Raw genomic sequence first — 15,219 nt, 5'->3', positions numbered from 1 at the left:
TTAGGTTAATAGTGGTGGAACTAACGATTACGCGAGGTGCGCAGCACTTCCGGCAGTACCCTGATACGGCGCATCACGTTGGCTAAGTGGACTCGGTCGGTGACCGAGATCCGTAAGTTAATCAAGAATACCCGGCCGTCACGCTCTTCTGTGCTCAGGTTATGGATATTCGAGCCCTCGGCGGCCACGATAGAGGTGATCTTGGCCAGTGCGCCCTGATGGTTGACGATCTCGATGCGCAGGTTAGCCTGGAACTCGACGCCCTCGGCGTTGTCCCAGTGCACAGGAATATACTTGTCTGGTTCGCCCTGATAACCGCGGATGTTGGCGCAGCTTTCCATGTGCACCACCAGGCCCTTACCCGGGCTCACATGGGCGATTACCGCATCACCCGGGATGGGGCGACAACAGTTGGCGAAGGAGACCAGCATGCCTTCGGCGCCGCGGATCGGCATCATGTTGGATTCTTTATGTTCGTGCTGCTCGACGCGATCGCCCTTGAGACGCTGGGCGATCACTATGCTCATGGCGTTGCCAAGGCCAATGTCGGCCAGCAGGGAATCTAGGGTGGCGTGTTTGGTCTCGCTCACCACCTTATCGATCTGCTCCTGAGGGATATCCTTGAGCTTGATGTCGCCCAGGGCGTGATTGAGCAGACGCTTGCCTAGCAGTACGGCATCATCTTCTTTGAGGCTCTTGAGCAGCTGGCGGATCTTGGCGCGTGCCTTACCCGTCACCACAAAGTTGAGCCAGGCGGCATTGGGCCGCGCGCCCTTAGCGGTGATGATCTCTATGGTCTGGCCTGAGATGAGCGGCTGGCTCAGCGGATAGGCCTGACGGTTGACTCTTGCACCCACACAGGTGTTGCCCACGTCGGTATGAACCTCGTAGGCGAAGTCCACCGCGGTGGCGCCCACAGGCAGCTCGAGAATACGTCCCTCAGGGGTGAAGACATAGATCTCTTCCGGGAACAGCTCTGTCTTAAAGTTCTCGACGAATTCGAATGAGGTGCTGGCGCTCTGTTGTAGCTCAAGCAGGCTTTGCATCCATTTACGGGCACGAACCTGAGTCGTGGTGCCTTGCTGGGCCGAACCGGCCCCCTTGTAGAGCCAGTGCGCCGCGACCCCCTTGTCGGCCATCTGATCCATATCCTCGGTACGTATCTGGATCTCTACCGGCACGCCGTGAGGCCCAAATAGTGAGGTATGCAGCGACTGATAGCCGTTTGCCTTGGGGATAGCGATATAATCTTTGAAGCGGCCGGGGCGCGGCTTATACAGGCCGTGCATGGCGCCCATGACGCGATAACAGGTGTCGATGGAATCGACGATCACCCGAAACGCGTAGATATCCATTACCTCTTGGAACTGGAGTTCCTTGTTGCGCATCTTGTTGTAGATGGAGTAGAGGTTTTTCTCGCGGCCCTTGACCGTGCCCTGAAGACCTGTGTCCTCGAGACGTGTCTTGATGGCGCCTTCGATATTCTGGATCAGCTCTTTACGGTTGCCACGGGCAGACTTGACCACCTCTTTGAGCACCCGGTAGCGCATGGGGTAATAGGCCTGAAAGCCCAGATCTTCCAGCTCAGTCTTGATATTGTGAATGCCCAGACGGTTGGCGATGGGGGCGTAAATTTCCAGGGTTTCCCGGGCGATGCGACGACGCTTGTCGGGACGCAGGGCGCCTAGGGTGCGCATGTTATGGGTGCGGTCGGCCAGCTTGATGAGGATCACCCGGATATCCTGGGTCATGGCCATCATCATCTTGCGGAAGTTTTCCGCCTGGGCTTCTTTCTTGTCTCTGAACTTAAGCTTGTCCAGCTTGGAGACGCCCTCTACCAGCTCGCCCACAGACTCACCAAATAGCTCGGAGAGCTCTTCTTTGGTGACAGGGGTATCTTCGATGGTGTCGTGCAGCAGGGCGGCCATGAGCGTCTCGTGGTCGAGACGCATATCGGCCAGGATGCGGGCAACCGCAACCGGATGGGTAATATAGGGTTCGCCACTCGTGCGCATCTGCCCTTCATGAGCATCGCGCGCTACCTGATAGGCCTGCTTGAGTAATTCTACCTGCGTAGCTTCTAAGTAACTTGACGCAGACTCCTTGAGACCTTCAAACAGATACAAGTGGCTTCACTCCTTAGATAGTGTTGCGGCCTTCGGCGATGGCGGCAACGGCAGCAATCTCGGCTGCTTCACGTTCGCGGACGGTCTGACGCTCATCGGCGTCCAGTGTGTCGGCGGTAACCAGGCCAAGTTCGATTTCGCGTAGGGCGATAACCGTTGGCTTGTCGTTCTCTTCTTCAACCATAGGGTCTTTGCCCTGCACAGCGATTTGGCGAGCACGACGCGCTGCAACCAGGATCATATCAAAACGGTTGCCGATTTGGTTTACGGCGTCTTCTACAGTTACGCGAGCCATGTATTGAAACTCCAGTGTTTATGGGTGAAAAAATGACGCAAAATTGTACACGATGACAGTTAGTCTGCCAACAGATCATTAAGCATATCATTTTGAGCATGAATTTGACTAGCACGAGTGAGGCGTTGGCTGCGAATAATTGCCTTTAAATCCACCTGTGCCTGTTCGAAATCATCGTTCACTATGATGAAGTCGTATTCGTCGTAGTGGGAGATCTCCGACGTCGCCTGGGCCATACGTCCGGCAATGACCTCGGCGCTGTCCTGGCCGCGTCCCGTAAGACGACGCTCAAGCTCGGCCTTCGAAGGCGGCAGGATGAATACGCCAATCGCTTCGGGCATCATCTCTTTAACTTGCTGTGCCCCCTGCCAGTCGATGTCGAGAAAGACATCTATGCCCTTTTCCAGCATCACCTCGATAGCCGCCTTAGAGGTGCCATAATAGTTACCGAATACCTCGGCCCATTCGAAGAAGGCATTCTCTTCGATCAATGCCTTGAACTCGTCGACCGAGACGAAATGGTAGTGCTCGCCGTCGACTTCGCCGACTCTGGGTTGGCGTGTCGTGTGTGACACAGAGACCTTCATATCGGCGGGTTTATCCTGCAAAATGGCGCTAAGAAGTGAAGACTTGCCGGCGCCACTGGGCGCTGAAATGATAAAGAGGTTTCCGCGAGCGGTCATGTATTTGCTATCCAAAGGCTGTATGGTTTTAGGTAGCCAGACATTATACAGGCTTGAGGTAAATTTAGGCTAGTTAATCTTGGCCCCTAGCCGCGTGGCCGCATGGGCGTTAGCCGCGTAGGTGCATGGGGGGCGAATCATCACAGCTGGCTTAGGCGAGATAAGAAAATTAACCAAAATTAAGCGTCATCCGGGGCGAGATCCAGTAGACTCTCTGCTGAGATAGCCGTGAAGTGGGATTTTTTATGTCGTTAAACACCTTTTTCTGTCGCCAGGGCGTGGATTCCAGCCTGCGTTTTCTTGTCATTAGTGGCACCTCACTCTGCCTCATCTATCTCTTCTCCTTGTTGTTTGCCAGTCATGGCATCTTGTTGCTGTTGGCCCTGCCATTCATTGCCGTCTCGTTGCTCAGCGCCAGCCGTCGCCTGATAGCCGACCAGCGTCTGCAGGCATTGACTGTGATCCCTGGGCCACTGCTGCTAGCTATTAGCCTAGTATTTGCCGACCAGGCCTGGCTGAACTGGGTCGCCCTCATCTTGAGTGTTTTGGCGGTGGGCTTCATCGTCTCTCGTCCTCAACCAAAGGCTTCCGCCCCTTTCGATAGCCTGGGCTACAGTGGCCCCTTGATGGCGAGTCATCAGCGCCGCGCCCGGGTAGAGCCCACCCTGTTGGGGAACTCGTCTGGATTTGCTCATGCTCCAGAACACGCTTTAGGGCAGGAGCTGGCGCAGGACAATGAGCCTGAGTTTGAGCAGGCATCTGCCATGGCGTCAGAGCTCGATGCGCAGCAGGTCTATCGAAGTGATGGCCCAAAAGATAATTATTTCCAAGCTAGCCAGTCCCAAGATGGCCAGTCCCAAGCTAGCCAACCCCAGGATAGGTTGGTGCAAGGAGTTAATACGCTCGGGGAGCAGCTGGCTAAGCTGTTTGGTATAAGCTTAACGACCATCAAAGGTCATCCTCGCGGCGCCCTGTTAGGCTTTGGTTGCCTATCGCTGTTGCTTGGCAGCCTGTTCTGGCTTGGGGGCGATGATGCTACCGAACAAATCGCAGCAGAGTCAGAGCCCGAGAAGCTGATAGCCCAGGGGCCTGCGACAAACATCAAGCAAGTGGCGATGCCGGACGGCTTTAAGGTGCAACTCGAGGGCAAGGTATTGATGCTCAGCTGGCTAGGTGAGCGGGGAGAACCAGGGACGCTATGGTCACTCGCCAGCGCCGAAGGGGATAGCAGCTGTAAGAACCTGACTTTTAATAATGGCGTGAGCTATCGGCCGATGACGGTGAGTCTGCTGACCGACACCTCGACCCAGGCGCGTTTCTCTCCTTTGGATACGCCCGCCATCATCAATGATATCGCCATGCGCGGCAGCCTGACCTTATGTGGCTACGAGTTTAGCCTTAAGGGGAGTCAGGCGGCGCTGGCCAAAGAGCCGGCCTTCAGGCCTTATCTCTAATTTTCTTATTCTATGACTTATGACATGGGCGGTTACACGGCCGCCCCTGTCTTCTTTTTTAAGACGAGCCATTGGTTCGTGTGGTTAGATGTCGATGAAGTTAACTGATGCAGTGTCCTATGGGGATGATGATAATCCATCCCTGACTCTAGTGATCATGGCGGCCGGTCTGGGGAGCCGTTTCGGTGGCGATAAGCAGCTCGCCGAGTTAGGACCAAAGGGCGAGACCATGTTACAGCTCTCCATCGCCAGCGCCATCAAGGCGGGTTTCTCGGCGGCGGTGATAGTGACCCGCTCCGAACTTATTCCGAGCCTTGAGGCGCGCCTTGCCGATCTACCTGGTGGTTTTGCCCTGCAGTTCTGTGTGCAGCAGATGACAGACCTGCCTGAATCCTGCCGCGAGACAGTACAGGGCGATAAGCTTGCCGAGCTGACAAACGCCCGTCGCAAACCTTGGGGCACGGCCCATGCGCTGTGGAGTGCCCGCAAGCTAGTTGCTGGCCCCATGGCGGTGATCAATGCCGACGATTACTATGGCGATCAGGCCTTTGCACTGCTGGCCCAAGGTTTTCAGCAGCGGCCTGATAAATGGCAGATGGTGGCCTATCCCCTCAAAGAGACATTGTCAGATCATGGCGGCGTGAATCGCGGCATCTGCGTGACTCAGGATAATCTGCTGATTTCTGTCGAAGAATGGCTGAATATTGCCTGGCAAGGTGATAATCTGGTGGGCTCGCATCTGGGAAGGCAGGGCCAACTGTCGCCCGAGGCGATGGCCTCGATGACCTGTTGGGGATTTACCCCGGATATTCTCGATCTCCTGGGTGACGCCTTGGCGGATTTTGTCGCTCAGCCTGGGCAGGCGCCGAACAGCGAATGTTACCTTCCCGCCGTGGTACAAGCCGCCTTGAGCGCCGAGGCGAATGCTAAACAGGTATTCGTGAGTCAAACCTTGGATACCTGGTTAGGTGTGACCTATCCGCAAGATATTGACTGGGTAAAACAAAAATTAATGGAGTTACTGGGTGATTGATTTTATAAGGCAGCAGGTGCTGCCGCGCTTTGGCGTAACCGCTTCGGCCAAAGTGAGTCCCCTTGGGAACGGTCATATCAATGATACTTTTCTCGTGCGCTGGCCAGAGGGTGAATTTGTGCTGCAGCGCCTCAACACGGAAGTCTTTACTGAGCCTCACGCCCTGGTGCGCAATGCTCAGAAGGTGGCGCAGCACCTGCAATCGAAACACGAGGCCGGTGAGTATCGCCTGAGTGTGGTGCAGCCGGTGACAGACTCACAGGGTGAGCTGGCGCTGGATTTGGGCGAGCAGGGTTTCTGGCGCGCCATCACCTATCTGTCTTATAGCCACAGCATTGAGGTGGTGGAAGATGCGGTCCAGGCCGAGTCGGCGGCCAAGGCCTTTGGCCATTTCTCTCGCGCTTTAAGCGATCTCGATGCCAGCCAACTTGAAGATGTGATCCCGAACTTTCATCATCTGCCCGGACGTATCGCCCAGCTGCAGCAGGCCGTCATCAAAGACAGCCTGGGGCGTCTTAAAGCCTGTCAGGCTTGGGTGGACTTTGCTTTGTCCCAGGATGATCTGCTGAGTGAACTTAGCGAAATAGAGACCAAGCTGCCGCTACGTGTCTGTCACAACGACACCAAGATCAATAACATGCTGTTTGATAAGCGCGACATGAGCAGCATGGCGATAATCGACCTCGACACCTGCATGCAGGGACACCTGATGTATGACTTCGGTGACATGGTGCGCACCTTTACCTCGCCAGAGGCCGAGGACTCCACCAATCTCACCAGGGTCGAGGTGCGCGAACCTATCTTTGCCGCCATCTGCCGCGGTTACCTGGGCGAGCTTGGCGAGGTGCTGAGCGATGTCGAGCGCAAGAGTCTTTGGCTGGGCGCCAGGGTGATCTGCCTGATGATCGGGGTACGGTTCTTAACAGATCACCTCAATGGCGATGTCTATTTTCATATTCACCATGAGAATCATAATCTCGAGCGTGCGGCCAACCAGTTTACCCTCTATAAGAGTCTGTTGACCCAAGGGGATAGCCTCAAGGCTTATCTAAAATAGTGCGTGATAAAGGGGGCCGAACGGCCCCTTTTTTGTGGCCACCGGCGTATTTATCTTATGCCGAATAGACACTCTCTTGCTCGAGATCAACTTAAGGTGAACTCATTGATAAGTTTGCTATCAAAGCGTTAAGTTAGTTCGTACACTGCACTCAGTTTTCCGACTATAGGTGAGATAGATGCCACCCATTATCTGTAATACTGCGCGAGAAGCCGTCGCCTTGATCCAGAGCGGCGAGACCCTTTGGACCCACTCCATGGGCGCCACCCCCAAGCTTTTACTCGATGCCTTGGCAGAGCATGCCTTGACCCGGCAAGACCTGACCCTGCTGCAACTGCATACCGAGTGCGCCGAGTCCCTTAGCGATCCCCGCCTCAAAGGCCATCTGCGCCATCGCTGTTTCTTCGGCGGCTTGCCGACCCGCCTGCTGCTGCAGCAGGGAGACGCCGATTATGTGCCCATCTTTCTCTCCGAGGTACCTAAGCTGTTCCGCTCTGGCGAGCAGCCTATAGACACGGCGATCGTTCAGGTATCGCCACCGGATAAGCATGGTATCTGTTCGCTGGGGATCTCGGTGGAGGCAACGCTGGCGGCCTGTCAGGTGGCGGGTAAGATCATCGCTCACATCAACCCCTGTATGCCCCGCACCCATGGTGATGGCTTCATTCATTACGACAAGTTTGCCGCCGTGTTTGAACAGAGCATGCCGCTGCCGCAACATCCGCTGGCGGCCAGCGACGAGACCAGCCTGGCAATCGGTCGGCACGTCGCTAAATTAGTGCGCGACGGTGACTGCCTACAGATGGGCATAGGCGCCATACCCGATGCCGTGCTCTCCTGCCTCTCGGACCACAAAGATCTTGGAGTGCATACTGAGCTGTTTTCCGATGGCGTGTTGAATCTGGTCGAGCAGGGGGTGATCAACAACAGTCGCAAGAAGGTGCATCCAGGCAAGCTGGTCACAGGTTTCGCCCTGGGCAGTCAGCGACTGTATGACTATGTGGACGATAACCCTTCCGTGGTTTTCATGGATATCGAACAGGTCAATGACACCTCGATCATTCGCAAGAATCCTAATGTGATGGCGATTAACTCGGCGTTGCAGGTGGATATCTCGGGGCAGATCTGCGCCGATTCCCTCGGTACCCGCATCTATTCAGGTGTCGGTGGCCAGATGGACTTTATCCGCGGCGCTGGCCTTTCCGAAGGTGGCCGCTCGGTGATCGCCCTGCCCAGCACGGCGGCGGGCGGTAAGGTGTCGCGTATCGCCTCGGTACTCTCTCCCGGAGCCGGTGTGGTGACCACCCGCGCCCATGTACACTATATAGTCACAGAATATGGCGCGGCTAATCTGCGCGGCAAGTCGCTACGTGAGCGTGCCCGGGCGTTGATCGATATCGCCCACCCCGATTTTAGGGAGCAGCTCTGCAAGGAGACCTTCGATATGTGGGGGTTAAGGGTTTAGCCTACCTATAACGAATCAAGCCCCCTATTGCGTTATAACAATATGGGGGCTTTTTTATGTCGTTAGCTCTCTTGAGTATCGCTCGGCTCAGACTTCATTTTTCTAAATAGAGTGCGCTAGATGCTGGGTTAGGCAGAGGTGTTTGTAGGTTTGCTCATCATGATGTTGGAAGCGATGGCAAACAGGCAGTAACCGGTGAAAAACCAGAAGCCGATTTCGAGCTGGGCGTGCATTATGATCAGCTCACCCATCTGATCCTCGGCGTTACCGGCAAGGTAGCTGACTATGATGGCTACCACAAATACATCGGCCATGCTCCATTTGCCGATGGCATCGATAAGGCGAGTGAGCAGAGTAGCCGTGCTGCCCCGAGCGAAAACCAGTACCGCCTGCGCCAGTAGCTTGAAGGTGGGTATGATCACCGAGAAGGTGGCAATCAAGATGCCGACCAGCAGATTATCGCTTTGCATCAGGTCTTCTACCGTCCCAAGTATGCTGCGCTGCTTACGATAGATCTCCACCTGACCTTCAAGCTCGTTAAAGCCGAGGAAGGCGGATACCGACCCCAGCAGTCCGCGCATCTCACTGTCTTCTGTCATCAGTTCTATGCTGGTCTGGGCAAATTTAGATTTGTCCGCCTGGCCATCCAGGCTCAGCATAGGCAGGCTGAGTCCGGGGATAAGCAGCGCCAGGGCGATAAGAATCACCAGTAATTGAGGCCATTTACTCCGTTGTGACATGGGGTCTCCAATTTTGCTGTGTTGCCTAGGTTTTGGCGTTGAGACTTGGTTATACATTGATTGAAGTGAACACTGGCTGAATGTCGCCGCTCATTTGAGAGCACTTTCTACCACGCCTAGCCTCGGCTTTGAAGTTTGGGCACTTTGCGGGAGCAATACTCTTTGCATAAGCGTAGCGGTAAGCCCTGTCGTGTCTTACATTCTGATTTCAGAGACTAGCTTGGCTCGAAGTTTCGGGTATGAGCTGTTCACCAGCTTGATTCAGAAATGAAAAAAACCTCAATAATGAGGCTTTTAGTAAGACTGAAGCGCTTATTCGACGTTCTGGATCTGCTCTCTCATCTGCTCGATAAGGACTTTTAGCTCTACCGCGGCGGCGGTGACTTCTGAGCTGATGGACTTGGAGGCCAGGGTGTTGGACTCGCGGTTAAACTCCTGCATCATGAAGTCGAGGCGTCGGCCCTGGGCGCCGCCTTTTTTGAGGATGCGGCGTGTCTCGGCGACGTGGGCATCGAGTCTGTCCATCTCTTCGGCGACATCCATCTTCTGCGCCAGTAGCACCATCTCCTGCTCTAGACGAGCGGGATCCAGTTCGCCCTGGATCTCGGCTAAACGATTAGTGAGCTTGTCGCGCTGCCACTGCATCACAGTAGGCATGTGCTGGCGAACGATAGTGACCTGGCCCTCGATGGCCTCGAGACGCGTCTCCAGCATGGTCTTGATGGCGTCGCCTTCGCGGCCACGGGCCTCGATAAACTGATCGACCGCGCTGTCGAAGGCGGACAGTAGCTCTTTGCCTATTGCGTCCATGTCCTGCTCGCTGCCTGACATCACGCCCGGCCAACGCAGCACGTCGACTATGTTGATCTCGCCTTGACCGGCTTCCTGCTTGACCCAGTTGGCTGCCTGAATGATCTGGCTGGCCAGCGCCTGATTGAGTTGCAGTTCGTTATTCTTTTCTTCGCCAAGATCGTAGCGCAGGTTGACCTCGATCTTGCCGCGATTTAAACGTTTACGCAGACGGTCTCTGAGGACAGGCTCCAGGCTGCGCAGCTGTTCTGGCAGTCGCAGGTAGGTTTCCAGGTAACGTTGATTGACCGAGCGGATCTCCCAGGAGGCGGTGCCCCATTGTGCTTTGTGCTCGATGCGAGCATAGGCTGTCATGCTTTGGATCATGGGTAATTCCAATAGTTTAAATCGATTTAGTGACCTTGGATTATAGTCCGATGAGGTGCAGGGTTAAAGCAAACTCTCCTCCCTTTACGCTTTGGGTCATGATTAACATGGCATCGAAGCGCGCAAGCCCCTATAATATGCAGCCAAATCTGCTTATCTCTATTTCAAACAGGAAATGCCAATGCGCCCAAGTGACAGAACCCCAGCTCAATCTCGTCCGGTAACCATTACGCGACAGTTCACAGCCCATGCAGAAGGTTCTGTATTAATCGAATTTGGCGAGACCAAGGTATTGTGTACCGCCAGCTTCACCGAAGGAGTACCGCGTTTCCTTAAAGGCCAGGGCCAGGGTTGGGTAACCGCTGAATATGGCATGCTGCCACGTTCGACTCATAGCCGTATGGATCGTGAGGCTGCTCGTGGTAAGCAGTCTGGTCGTACTCAAGAGATTCAGCGTCTTATCGGCCGCGCCCTGCGCGCCGCGGTAGACATGAAGGCACTGGGTGAAAACACTATCGTCATCGACTGTGACGTGATTCAGGCCGATGGTGGCACCCGCACCGCGGCGATTACCGGTGCCTGTGTGGCCTTGGTGGATGCGCTGAACTGGGCCCGTGGTAAGGGCTTGATTAAGACCAACCCCCTTAAGTTTTTGATTGCCGCCGTTAGCGTGGGCATCTACAAGGGCGAGCCTATCTGCGATCTCGAGTATATCGAAGACAGCGCCGCCGAGACCGACATGAACGTGGTGATGACAGAGACAGGTAAGATCATCGAGATCCAGGGCACCGCCGAGGGCGAACCCTTCAGCCATGAAGAGCTGCTGAGTCTGCTGGATCTGGCCAAGCATGGCATTCGTGAGATCGTCGATGTGCAGAAGGCGGCATTGAGTTAATTATTATTTTGTTAATCAGGACCCTACGGGGTCCTTTTTTTAAATCGAATTGAGCGTACCCCTACATTTTAAAAAGGAGAGATTGTGAAAGCCTATCAACGTGAGTTTATTGAGTTTGCCCTTGAGCGTCAGGTATTACGTTTCGGCGAATTTACGTTAAAGTCAGGCCGCACTAGCCCTTACTTCTTTAATGCCGGCCTGTTTAATACTGGGCGCGATCTGGCGCGTCTGGGTCGCTTCTATGCGGCGGCGCTGGTGGATTCGGGTATCGAATATGACCTGCTGTTTGGCCCTGCCTACAAGGGTATCCCGATTGCGACGACCACAGCCGTGGCCCTGTGCGATCACCATGATATCGATATGCCTTACTGTTTTAACCGTAAGGAGAAGAAAGATCACGGTGAGGGCGGCAGCCTGGTGGGTAGCGAGCTTAAAGGCCGCGTGATGCTGGTGGACGATGTGATCACCGCTGGCACGGCGATTCGCGAATCGATGGAGATCATCGAGGCCCACAATGCCGAGCTGGCGGGCGTGTTGATTGCGCTAGACAGACAGGAGAAGGGTAAGGGCGAGCTGTCGGCGATTCAGGAAGTCGAGCGTGATTTTGGTTGTCACATAGTTTCTATCATTAAGCTGGAAGATCTGATCAATTACCTGTCGGAAAAACCTGGCATGGAAGCGCAGTTGGCAGCGGTGAGCGCCTATCGCGACCAATACGGTATCTAATTGGTATCAATTGTTGAGAAGCAAAAAAACGCTGCCAAGGCAGCGTTTTTTTATTGCGACAAGTAAGTTACAAGCAATAGATATTAATTGCTGAGAAACTCGGCGCGGGTGGCTGGGTTAGACTTGAAGATACCGCCCAGTGCAGTGGTGGTCGTGGTGCTGGTAGAGTCCATCACGCCGCGAGACTTAACACAGTAGTGCACAGCATCCATCTTGACCGCTACATCTTTGGTCTCAAGTAGTGTCTGTAGCGCAACCAAAACCTGTTGTGTCAGGCGCTCCTGCACCTGAGGGCGCTGGGCAAAGAAGCGCACGATACGGTTGATCTTAGATAGGCCTATGATGTTCTTGCGCGGCAGGTAGGCGACGGTAGCGACGCCGTCTATGGTTACTAGGTGGTGTTCACAGGTGCTGGTAAGGCTGATGTCGTTGACCTTGACCATCTCATCGAAGCCCATCTTGTTTTCGATGACGGTGATCTTAGGGAAGTTTTCATAGTCCAGGCCCGAGAAGATCTCATCCACATACATCTTGGCGATGCGCTTAGGCGTCTCCACCAGGCTATCGTCGCGTAGATCCAGTGACATCAAGGTTAAGATCTCGCGCATATGGTGCTCAATCTTCTCTTTGCGCGCCTCGCTGCTCAGTCCGCATGGAACCATGGGCGTCTCGAGACCACGCTCTAATAATGCGGTTTGCACCTGCTGTGCTGCTTCACTCAATGCCATCGTGTCCTCCACCATCAGATAGTGGTCTATTCAGTCAGGTTAATTTACTAATGTTTTTAACAAATTAACCTTTAAGATATTCATTATAGCCTGTCCGGCGCCACTAAACATAGGGCGGCGGGTCAGGGAGGATACCCTGAATTGCGGGTAATTTATACCCAGAATTACTAGGGGATTAAGAAAAAAGCCGATTGAGACAATCGGCTTTTGGGTTTTTTTAGGGGGTTACAGCTTCAGATTGTCTTTGAGGAAGCTCATCATCTGACGATAGTATTTCGCCCTATGCTCATCGTTGTAGAAGCCATGGCCCTCATCGTCCATGACCAGTTTTTGATAAGGGTAGTTGTGTTTCTTGAACCCTTCTTCCAGCGCTTCGAGCTGTGCGATTGGTGTAAGTTACCTTTACCCGTTGTTAACTCTGAAGTAATTGTTGCTGAATAAACTGCCACTGCTCTGCGAAGTGTTCTGTGGGCTTGTTTTTGAAGTCGCTGCGAACGAATTGGGCGATGCGGCCTTCGGCTACCGCCAGTAGCAGGTTGGCTAGGATGGCCTCGTCTAAGTCAAAGCCTTTGCCTTCTCTTAGTGTCTTCTCTCTCAGGATCTGTTTCAGATGAGTCTCCACCTTGGAGAAGATCTGCCCGGTACGGTTACGCAGTCGTTCGTTTTCCCCTAGCAGCGCATCGCCGTTGAGCACGCGGGAGATCCCTGGGTTGCGCTCGGCAAACACCAGCAGGAGTTGCAGCAGCAATTGGCAGCGTCTCATGGTGTCTTTCTCTTCATCCATGATGAGGTTGATGCGCGACAACAGTGATTCTTCGATAAAGTCGATTAGCCCCTCGAACATTCTCGCCTTGCTGGGGAAGTGGCGATACAGCGCCGCCTCAGACACGCCTACCTCGGCGGCAAGTTTTGCCGTAGTGATTCGCTGGCCAGGGCTGGTTTCCAGCATGGTGGCCAGACATTGAAGAATATGTTCGCGTCGGTTGATTTTAGGGCTTGCAGCCATCTAAGTGTCCTTTACTTAATTACTACAGGAGCCGATGGGCTGGTGTTGCCCATGGCTCTCTAATTGTTCTGTGTGGCGTGTCGAGGTTGTGAGTGCCGGGTGCTCGCGTATCTGGCTATCGAGTACCTGAGTGACCGAAGCCGCCATCGCCTCGATCTGAGGTGTCGAACTCATCGACCAGCTTAAATTCGGCCTGTACTACGGGCACAAACACTAGCTGGGCCAGGCGATCTCCTATCTCCAAGGTGAAGGGCTCGCTGCTGCGGTTCCAGCAAGAGACCATCAGGGGGCCCTGATAGTCGGAGTCGATCAGGCCAACCAGATTACCTAGCACTATGCCATGTTTGTGGCCAAGGCCTGAGCGTGGCAGGATGACGGCGGCCAGGCTGGGGTCGGCGACATGCACGGCGATCCCTGTTGGGATTAGCTGGGTTTCGCCCGGCTGAATCACCATAGTGGTCTCTATCATGGCACGTAGATCCATGCCTGCGCTGCCAGGGGTGGCATAGGTGGGCAGGGGGAACTGTGAGCCGATGCGCGAATCGAGGATCTTGAGTTCTATGGGCGTCTTCATGCTGTCTTCATCTGCTGTGCGATCAGGGTGAGTAATTGCTTCGCTAAGGTATATTTATCGGTCGCGGGGAGTTCATACTGGCCGTTCGACCAGAATACTTTGAGGGCGTTGGCGTCGCTGTTAAAGCCCAATGCGGGATCCGATACATCGTTGGCGGCAATCATATCCAGTTTCTTGCGCGTTAACTTATCCTTGGCGTATCGCTCTACATCTTGGGTTTCGGCGGCAAAGCCCACGGTAAAGGGGCGTGTATCACAGGCCGCGACCGTGGCTAAGATATCAGGATTGCGTATGAGCGCAAGTGACATCTCTGTGGCAGATTTCTTGATTTTCTCGTCGGCAATATCCATGGTGCGATAGTCGCAAACCGCGGCGCAGCCGATAAAGATATCGCTGTGATGCACCTGTTGCATCACGGCGTCGAGCATCTCTTGGGTCGAGCTGACATTGAGGCGATTAACATTCATCGGCGTCTCGAGATTGACCGGGCCAGAGACCAGGGTCACCTTGGCGCCCATCTCGGCGGCGGCTCTGGCCAGGGCAAAGCCCATCTTGCCTGAGCTGTGGTTAGAGATGTACCGCACGGGATCGATCGCCTCGCGGGTGGGGCCTGCCGTGAGCAGTAGCGACACCCCCTGAAGTAGCTTGGGGGCAAAGAAGTGTTCGACGCGCTCGGCGATCACCAAGGGCTCCTCCATGCGACCCGGACCAATCTCGCCGCAGGCCTGACTGCCCGATGCTGGTCCCCAGATGGTGAGGCCGCGTTTTCTGAGGTTATCCAGGTTGTCTTGAGTCGCAGCGTTGCTATACATCTGCTGATTCATCGCCGGGCATAGCACCACGGGGGCCTCTGTCGCCAGGCAGGTGGTGGTGATGAGCTCATCGGCCATGCCTGCATTGATGCGGGCGATCAGGTTAGCGGTCGCTGGGGCGATCAAGACTAAGTCTGCCCAGCGGGCGAGCTCGATGTGGCCCATCGCCGCTTCGGCGGCCGGATCCAACAGGTCGGTGGCAACCGGATGGCCCGACAAGGCTTGCAGGGTCATTGGGGTGATAAAGGCCTGAGCGCCCTGACTCATGACGACGCGAACGTCTGCGCCACGCTCTTTCAGGCGGCGGACCAAATCGGCAGACTTATAGGCGGCAATGCCTCCGCCAATTCCCAGCAGTATCTTTTTATTGGTTAGACTCATGGTGATCATTAACAGTATTTCATTTTGCCCGCTAACCATATCACACTCGACTCTGGATTGAGGATACA

At 54.7% G+C, this 15,219-nt stretch carries 15 protein-coding genes and 1 pseudogene; 6 read left to right on the top strand and 10 right to left on the bottom strand.

Annotation, left to right across the window (positions count from 1 at the left end):
* Window positions 1-20 precede the first annotated feature (20 nt).
* From spoT to gmk, 3 genes are read right to left on the bottom strand one after another with little or no spacing between them, the layout of a single operon-like run.
* On the bottom strand, window positions 21-2,126 hold the full coding sequence (spoT, locus tag L2731_RS15675; RefSeq protein ID WP_239853350.1) for a bifunctional GTP diphosphokinase/guanosine-3',5'-bis pyrophosphate 3'-pyrophosphohydrolase: 2,106 nt from the start codon (window positions 2,124-2,126) through the stop codon (window positions 21-23).
* Between the two features lie 13 nt (window positions 2,127-2,139).
* Window positions 2,140-2,421, bottom strand: a complete 282-nt coding sequence (gene rpoZ / locus L2731_RS15670; RefSeq protein ID WP_011867293.1) for a DNA-directed RNA polymerase subunit omega — start codon at window positions 2,419-2,421, stop codon at window positions 2,140-2,142.
* Window positions 2,422-2,480: 59 nt separating this feature from the next.
* Entirely contained in the window at window positions 2,481-3,104 is a 624-nt protein-coding gene (gene gmk, locus L2731_RS15665) for a guanylate kinase (protein WP_041508939.1), read from the bottom strand.
* 245 nt (window positions 3,105-3,349) lie between these two features.
* Between gmk and L2731_RS15660 the strand changes: the two genes are divergently transcribed.
* From L2731_RS15660 to L2731_RS15645, 4 genes are all read left to right on the top strand, one after another.
* Window positions 3,350-4,558 (top strand): hypothetical protein, encoded by a 1,209-nt coding sequence (locus L2731_RS15660; RefSeq protein ID WP_249254366.1) that lies wholly within the window; start codon window positions 3,350-3,352, stop codon window positions 4,556-4,558.
* 88 nt (window positions 4,559-4,646) lie between these two features.
* Window positions 4,647-5,591, top strand: a complete 945-nt coding sequence (locus L2731_RS15655; protein ID WP_249254364.1) for an NTP transferase domain-containing protein — start codon at window positions 4,647-4,649, stop codon at window positions 5,589-5,591.
* Window positions 5,584-6,648: a phosphotransferase enzyme family protein gene (locus L2731_RS15650; protein ID WP_249254362.1), complete on the top strand. Its 1,065-nt coding sequence runs from the start codon at window positions 5,584-5,586 to the stop codon at window positions 6,646-6,648. The genes L2731_RS15655 and L2731_RS15650 overlap by 8 nt, the downstream gene beginning before the upstream one ends.
* A 178-nt stretch (window positions 6,649-6,826) precedes the next feature.
* A complete protein-coding gene (locus tag L2731_RS15645; RefSeq protein WP_249254360.1) occupies window positions 6,827-8,113 on the top strand; it encodes an acetyl-CoA hydrolase/transferase family protein in 1,287 nt (428 codons plus the stop codon).
* A 128-nt stretch (window positions 8,114-8,241) separates the two neighbouring features.
* Here L2731_RS15645 and L2731_RS15640 read toward each other — a convergent pair whose 3' ends face one another.
* On the bottom strand, window positions 8,242-8,853 hold the full coding sequence (locus tag L2731_RS15640; protein ID WP_249254357.1) for a paraquat-inducible protein A: 612 nt from the start codon (window positions 8,851-8,853) through the stop codon (window positions 8,242-8,244).
* Window positions 8,854-9,165: 312 nt separating this feature from the next.
* Window positions 9,166-10,029, bottom strand: a complete 864-nt coding sequence (locus tag L2731_RS15635; protein ID WP_249254355.1) for a YicC/YloC family endoribonuclease — start codon at window positions 10,027-10,029, stop codon at window positions 9,166-9,168.
* A 181-nt stretch (window positions 10,030-10,210) separates the two neighbouring features.
* Between L2731_RS15635 and rph the strand changes: the two genes are divergently transcribed.
* A complete protein-coding gene (rph, locus tag L2731_RS15630; protein WP_033539356.1) occupies window positions 10,211-10,924 on the top strand; it encodes a ribonuclease PH in 714 nt (237 codons plus the stop codon).
* Between the two features lie 84 nt (window positions 10,925-11,008).
* Complete coding sequence (gene pyrE / locus L2731_RS15625) at window positions 11,009-11,650, top strand: orotate phosphoribosyltransferase (RefSeq protein ID WP_249254352.1); 642 nt, start codon at window positions 11,009-11,011, stop codon at window positions 11,648-11,650.
* Window positions 11,651-11,733: 83 nt separating this feature from the next.
* Here the strand turns inward: pyrE and folE are convergent, their stop codons facing one another.
* The 5 genes and pseudogenes from folE to coaBC all read right to left on the bottom strand — a co-directional run bounded on the left by folE (window position 11,734) and on the right by coaBC (window position 15,151).
* A complete protein-coding gene (folE, locus tag L2731_RS15620) occupies window positions 11,734-12,378 on the bottom strand; it encodes a GTP cyclohydrolase I FolE (protein WP_041508989.1) in 645 nt (214 codons plus the stop codon).
* Between the two features lie 225 nt (window positions 12,379-12,603).
* Window positions 12,604-12,768, bottom strand: a pseudogene (locus L2731_RS15615) (alpha/beta hydrolase family protein); the annotation flags it as partial.
* 22 nt (window positions 12,769-12,790) lie between these two features.
* Window positions 12,791-13,384 carry a nucleoid occlusion factor SlmA gene (gene slmA / locus L2731_RS15610; protein ID WP_041508952.1) on the bottom strand — a complete coding sequence of 198 codons (594 nt, stop codon included), beginning with the start codon at window positions 13,382-13,384 and terminating at the stop codon, window positions 12,791-12,793.
* Between the two features lie 115 nt (window positions 13,385-13,499).
* Window positions 13,500-13,958, bottom strand: coding sequence for a dUTP diphosphatase (gene dut / locus L2731_RS15605; RefSeq protein ID WP_249254342.1), 459 nt, complete (start codon window positions 13,956-13,958; stop codon window positions 13,500-13,502).
* Complete coding sequence (gene coaBC, locus L2731_RS15600; protein WP_415837079.1) at window positions 13,955-15,151, bottom strand: bifunctional phosphopantothenoylcysteine decarboxylase/phosphopantothenate--cysteine ligase CoaBC; 1,197 nt, start codon at window positions 15,149-15,151, stop codon at window positions 13,955-13,957. The genes dut and coaBC overlap by 4 nt, the downstream gene beginning before the upstream one ends.
* Between the last annotated feature and the right edge of the window lie 68 nt (window positions 15,152-15,219).

It is taken from the genome of Shewanella aquimarina (genome assembly GCF_023349185.1).
In the GTDB taxonomy this organism is placed as follows: domain Bacteria; phylum Pseudomonadota; class Gammaproteobacteria; order Enterobacterales; family Shewanellaceae; genus Shewanella; species Shewanella aquimarina.
The sequence above is the reverse complement of the archived record's forward strand: the minus strand, read 5'-3'. Positions and strand labels throughout refer to the sequence as shown.

Bases quoted from the DNA above. Each gene is read 5' to 3' on its own strand.
- rpoZ (WP_011867293.1), bottom strand. From the start codon at position 2,421: ATGGCTCGCGTAACTGTAGAAGACGCCGTAAACCAAATCGGCAACCGT.
- gmk (WP_041508939.1), bottom strand. From the start codon at position 3,104: ATGACCGCTCGCGGAAACCTCTTTATCATTTCAGCGCCCAGTGGCGCC.
- L2731_RS15660 (WP_249254366.1), top strand. From the start codon at position 3,350: ATGTCGTTAAACACCTTTTTCTGTCGCCAGGGCGTGGATTCCAGCCTG.
- L2731_RS15655 (WP_249254364.1), top strand. From the start codon at position 4,647: ATGTCGATGAAGTTAACTGATGCAGTGTCCTATGGGGATGATGATAAT.
- L2731_RS15645 (WP_249254360.1), top strand. From the start codon at position 6,827: ATGCCACCCATTATCTGTAATACTGCGCGAGAAGCCGTCGCCTTGATC.
- L2731_RS15640 (WP_249254357.1), bottom strand. From the start codon at position 8,853: ATGTCACAACGGAGTAAATGGCCTCAATTACTGGTGATTCTTATCGCC.
- L2731_RS15635 (WP_249254355.1), bottom strand. From the start codon at position 10,029: ATGATCCAAAGCATGACAGCCTATGCTCGCATCGAGCACAAAGCACAA.
- rph (WP_033539356.1), top strand. From the start codon at position 10,211: ATGCGCCCAAGTGACAGAACCCCAGCTCAATCTCGTCCGGTAACCATT.
- folE (WP_041508989.1), bottom strand. From the start codon at position 12,378: ATGGCATTGAGTGAAGCAGCACAGCAGGTGCAAACCGCATTATTAGAG.
- slmA (WP_041508952.1), bottom strand. From the start codon at position 13,384: ATGGCTGCAAGCCCTAAAATCAACCGACGCGAACATATTCTTCAATGT.
- dut (WP_249254342.1), bottom strand. From the start codon at position 13,958: ATGAAGACGCCCATAGAACTCAAGATCCTCGATTCGCGCATCGGCTCA.
- coaBC (WP_415837079.1), bottom strand. From the start codon at position 15,151: ATGAGTCTAACCAATAAAAAGATACTGCTGGGAATTGGCGGAGGCATT.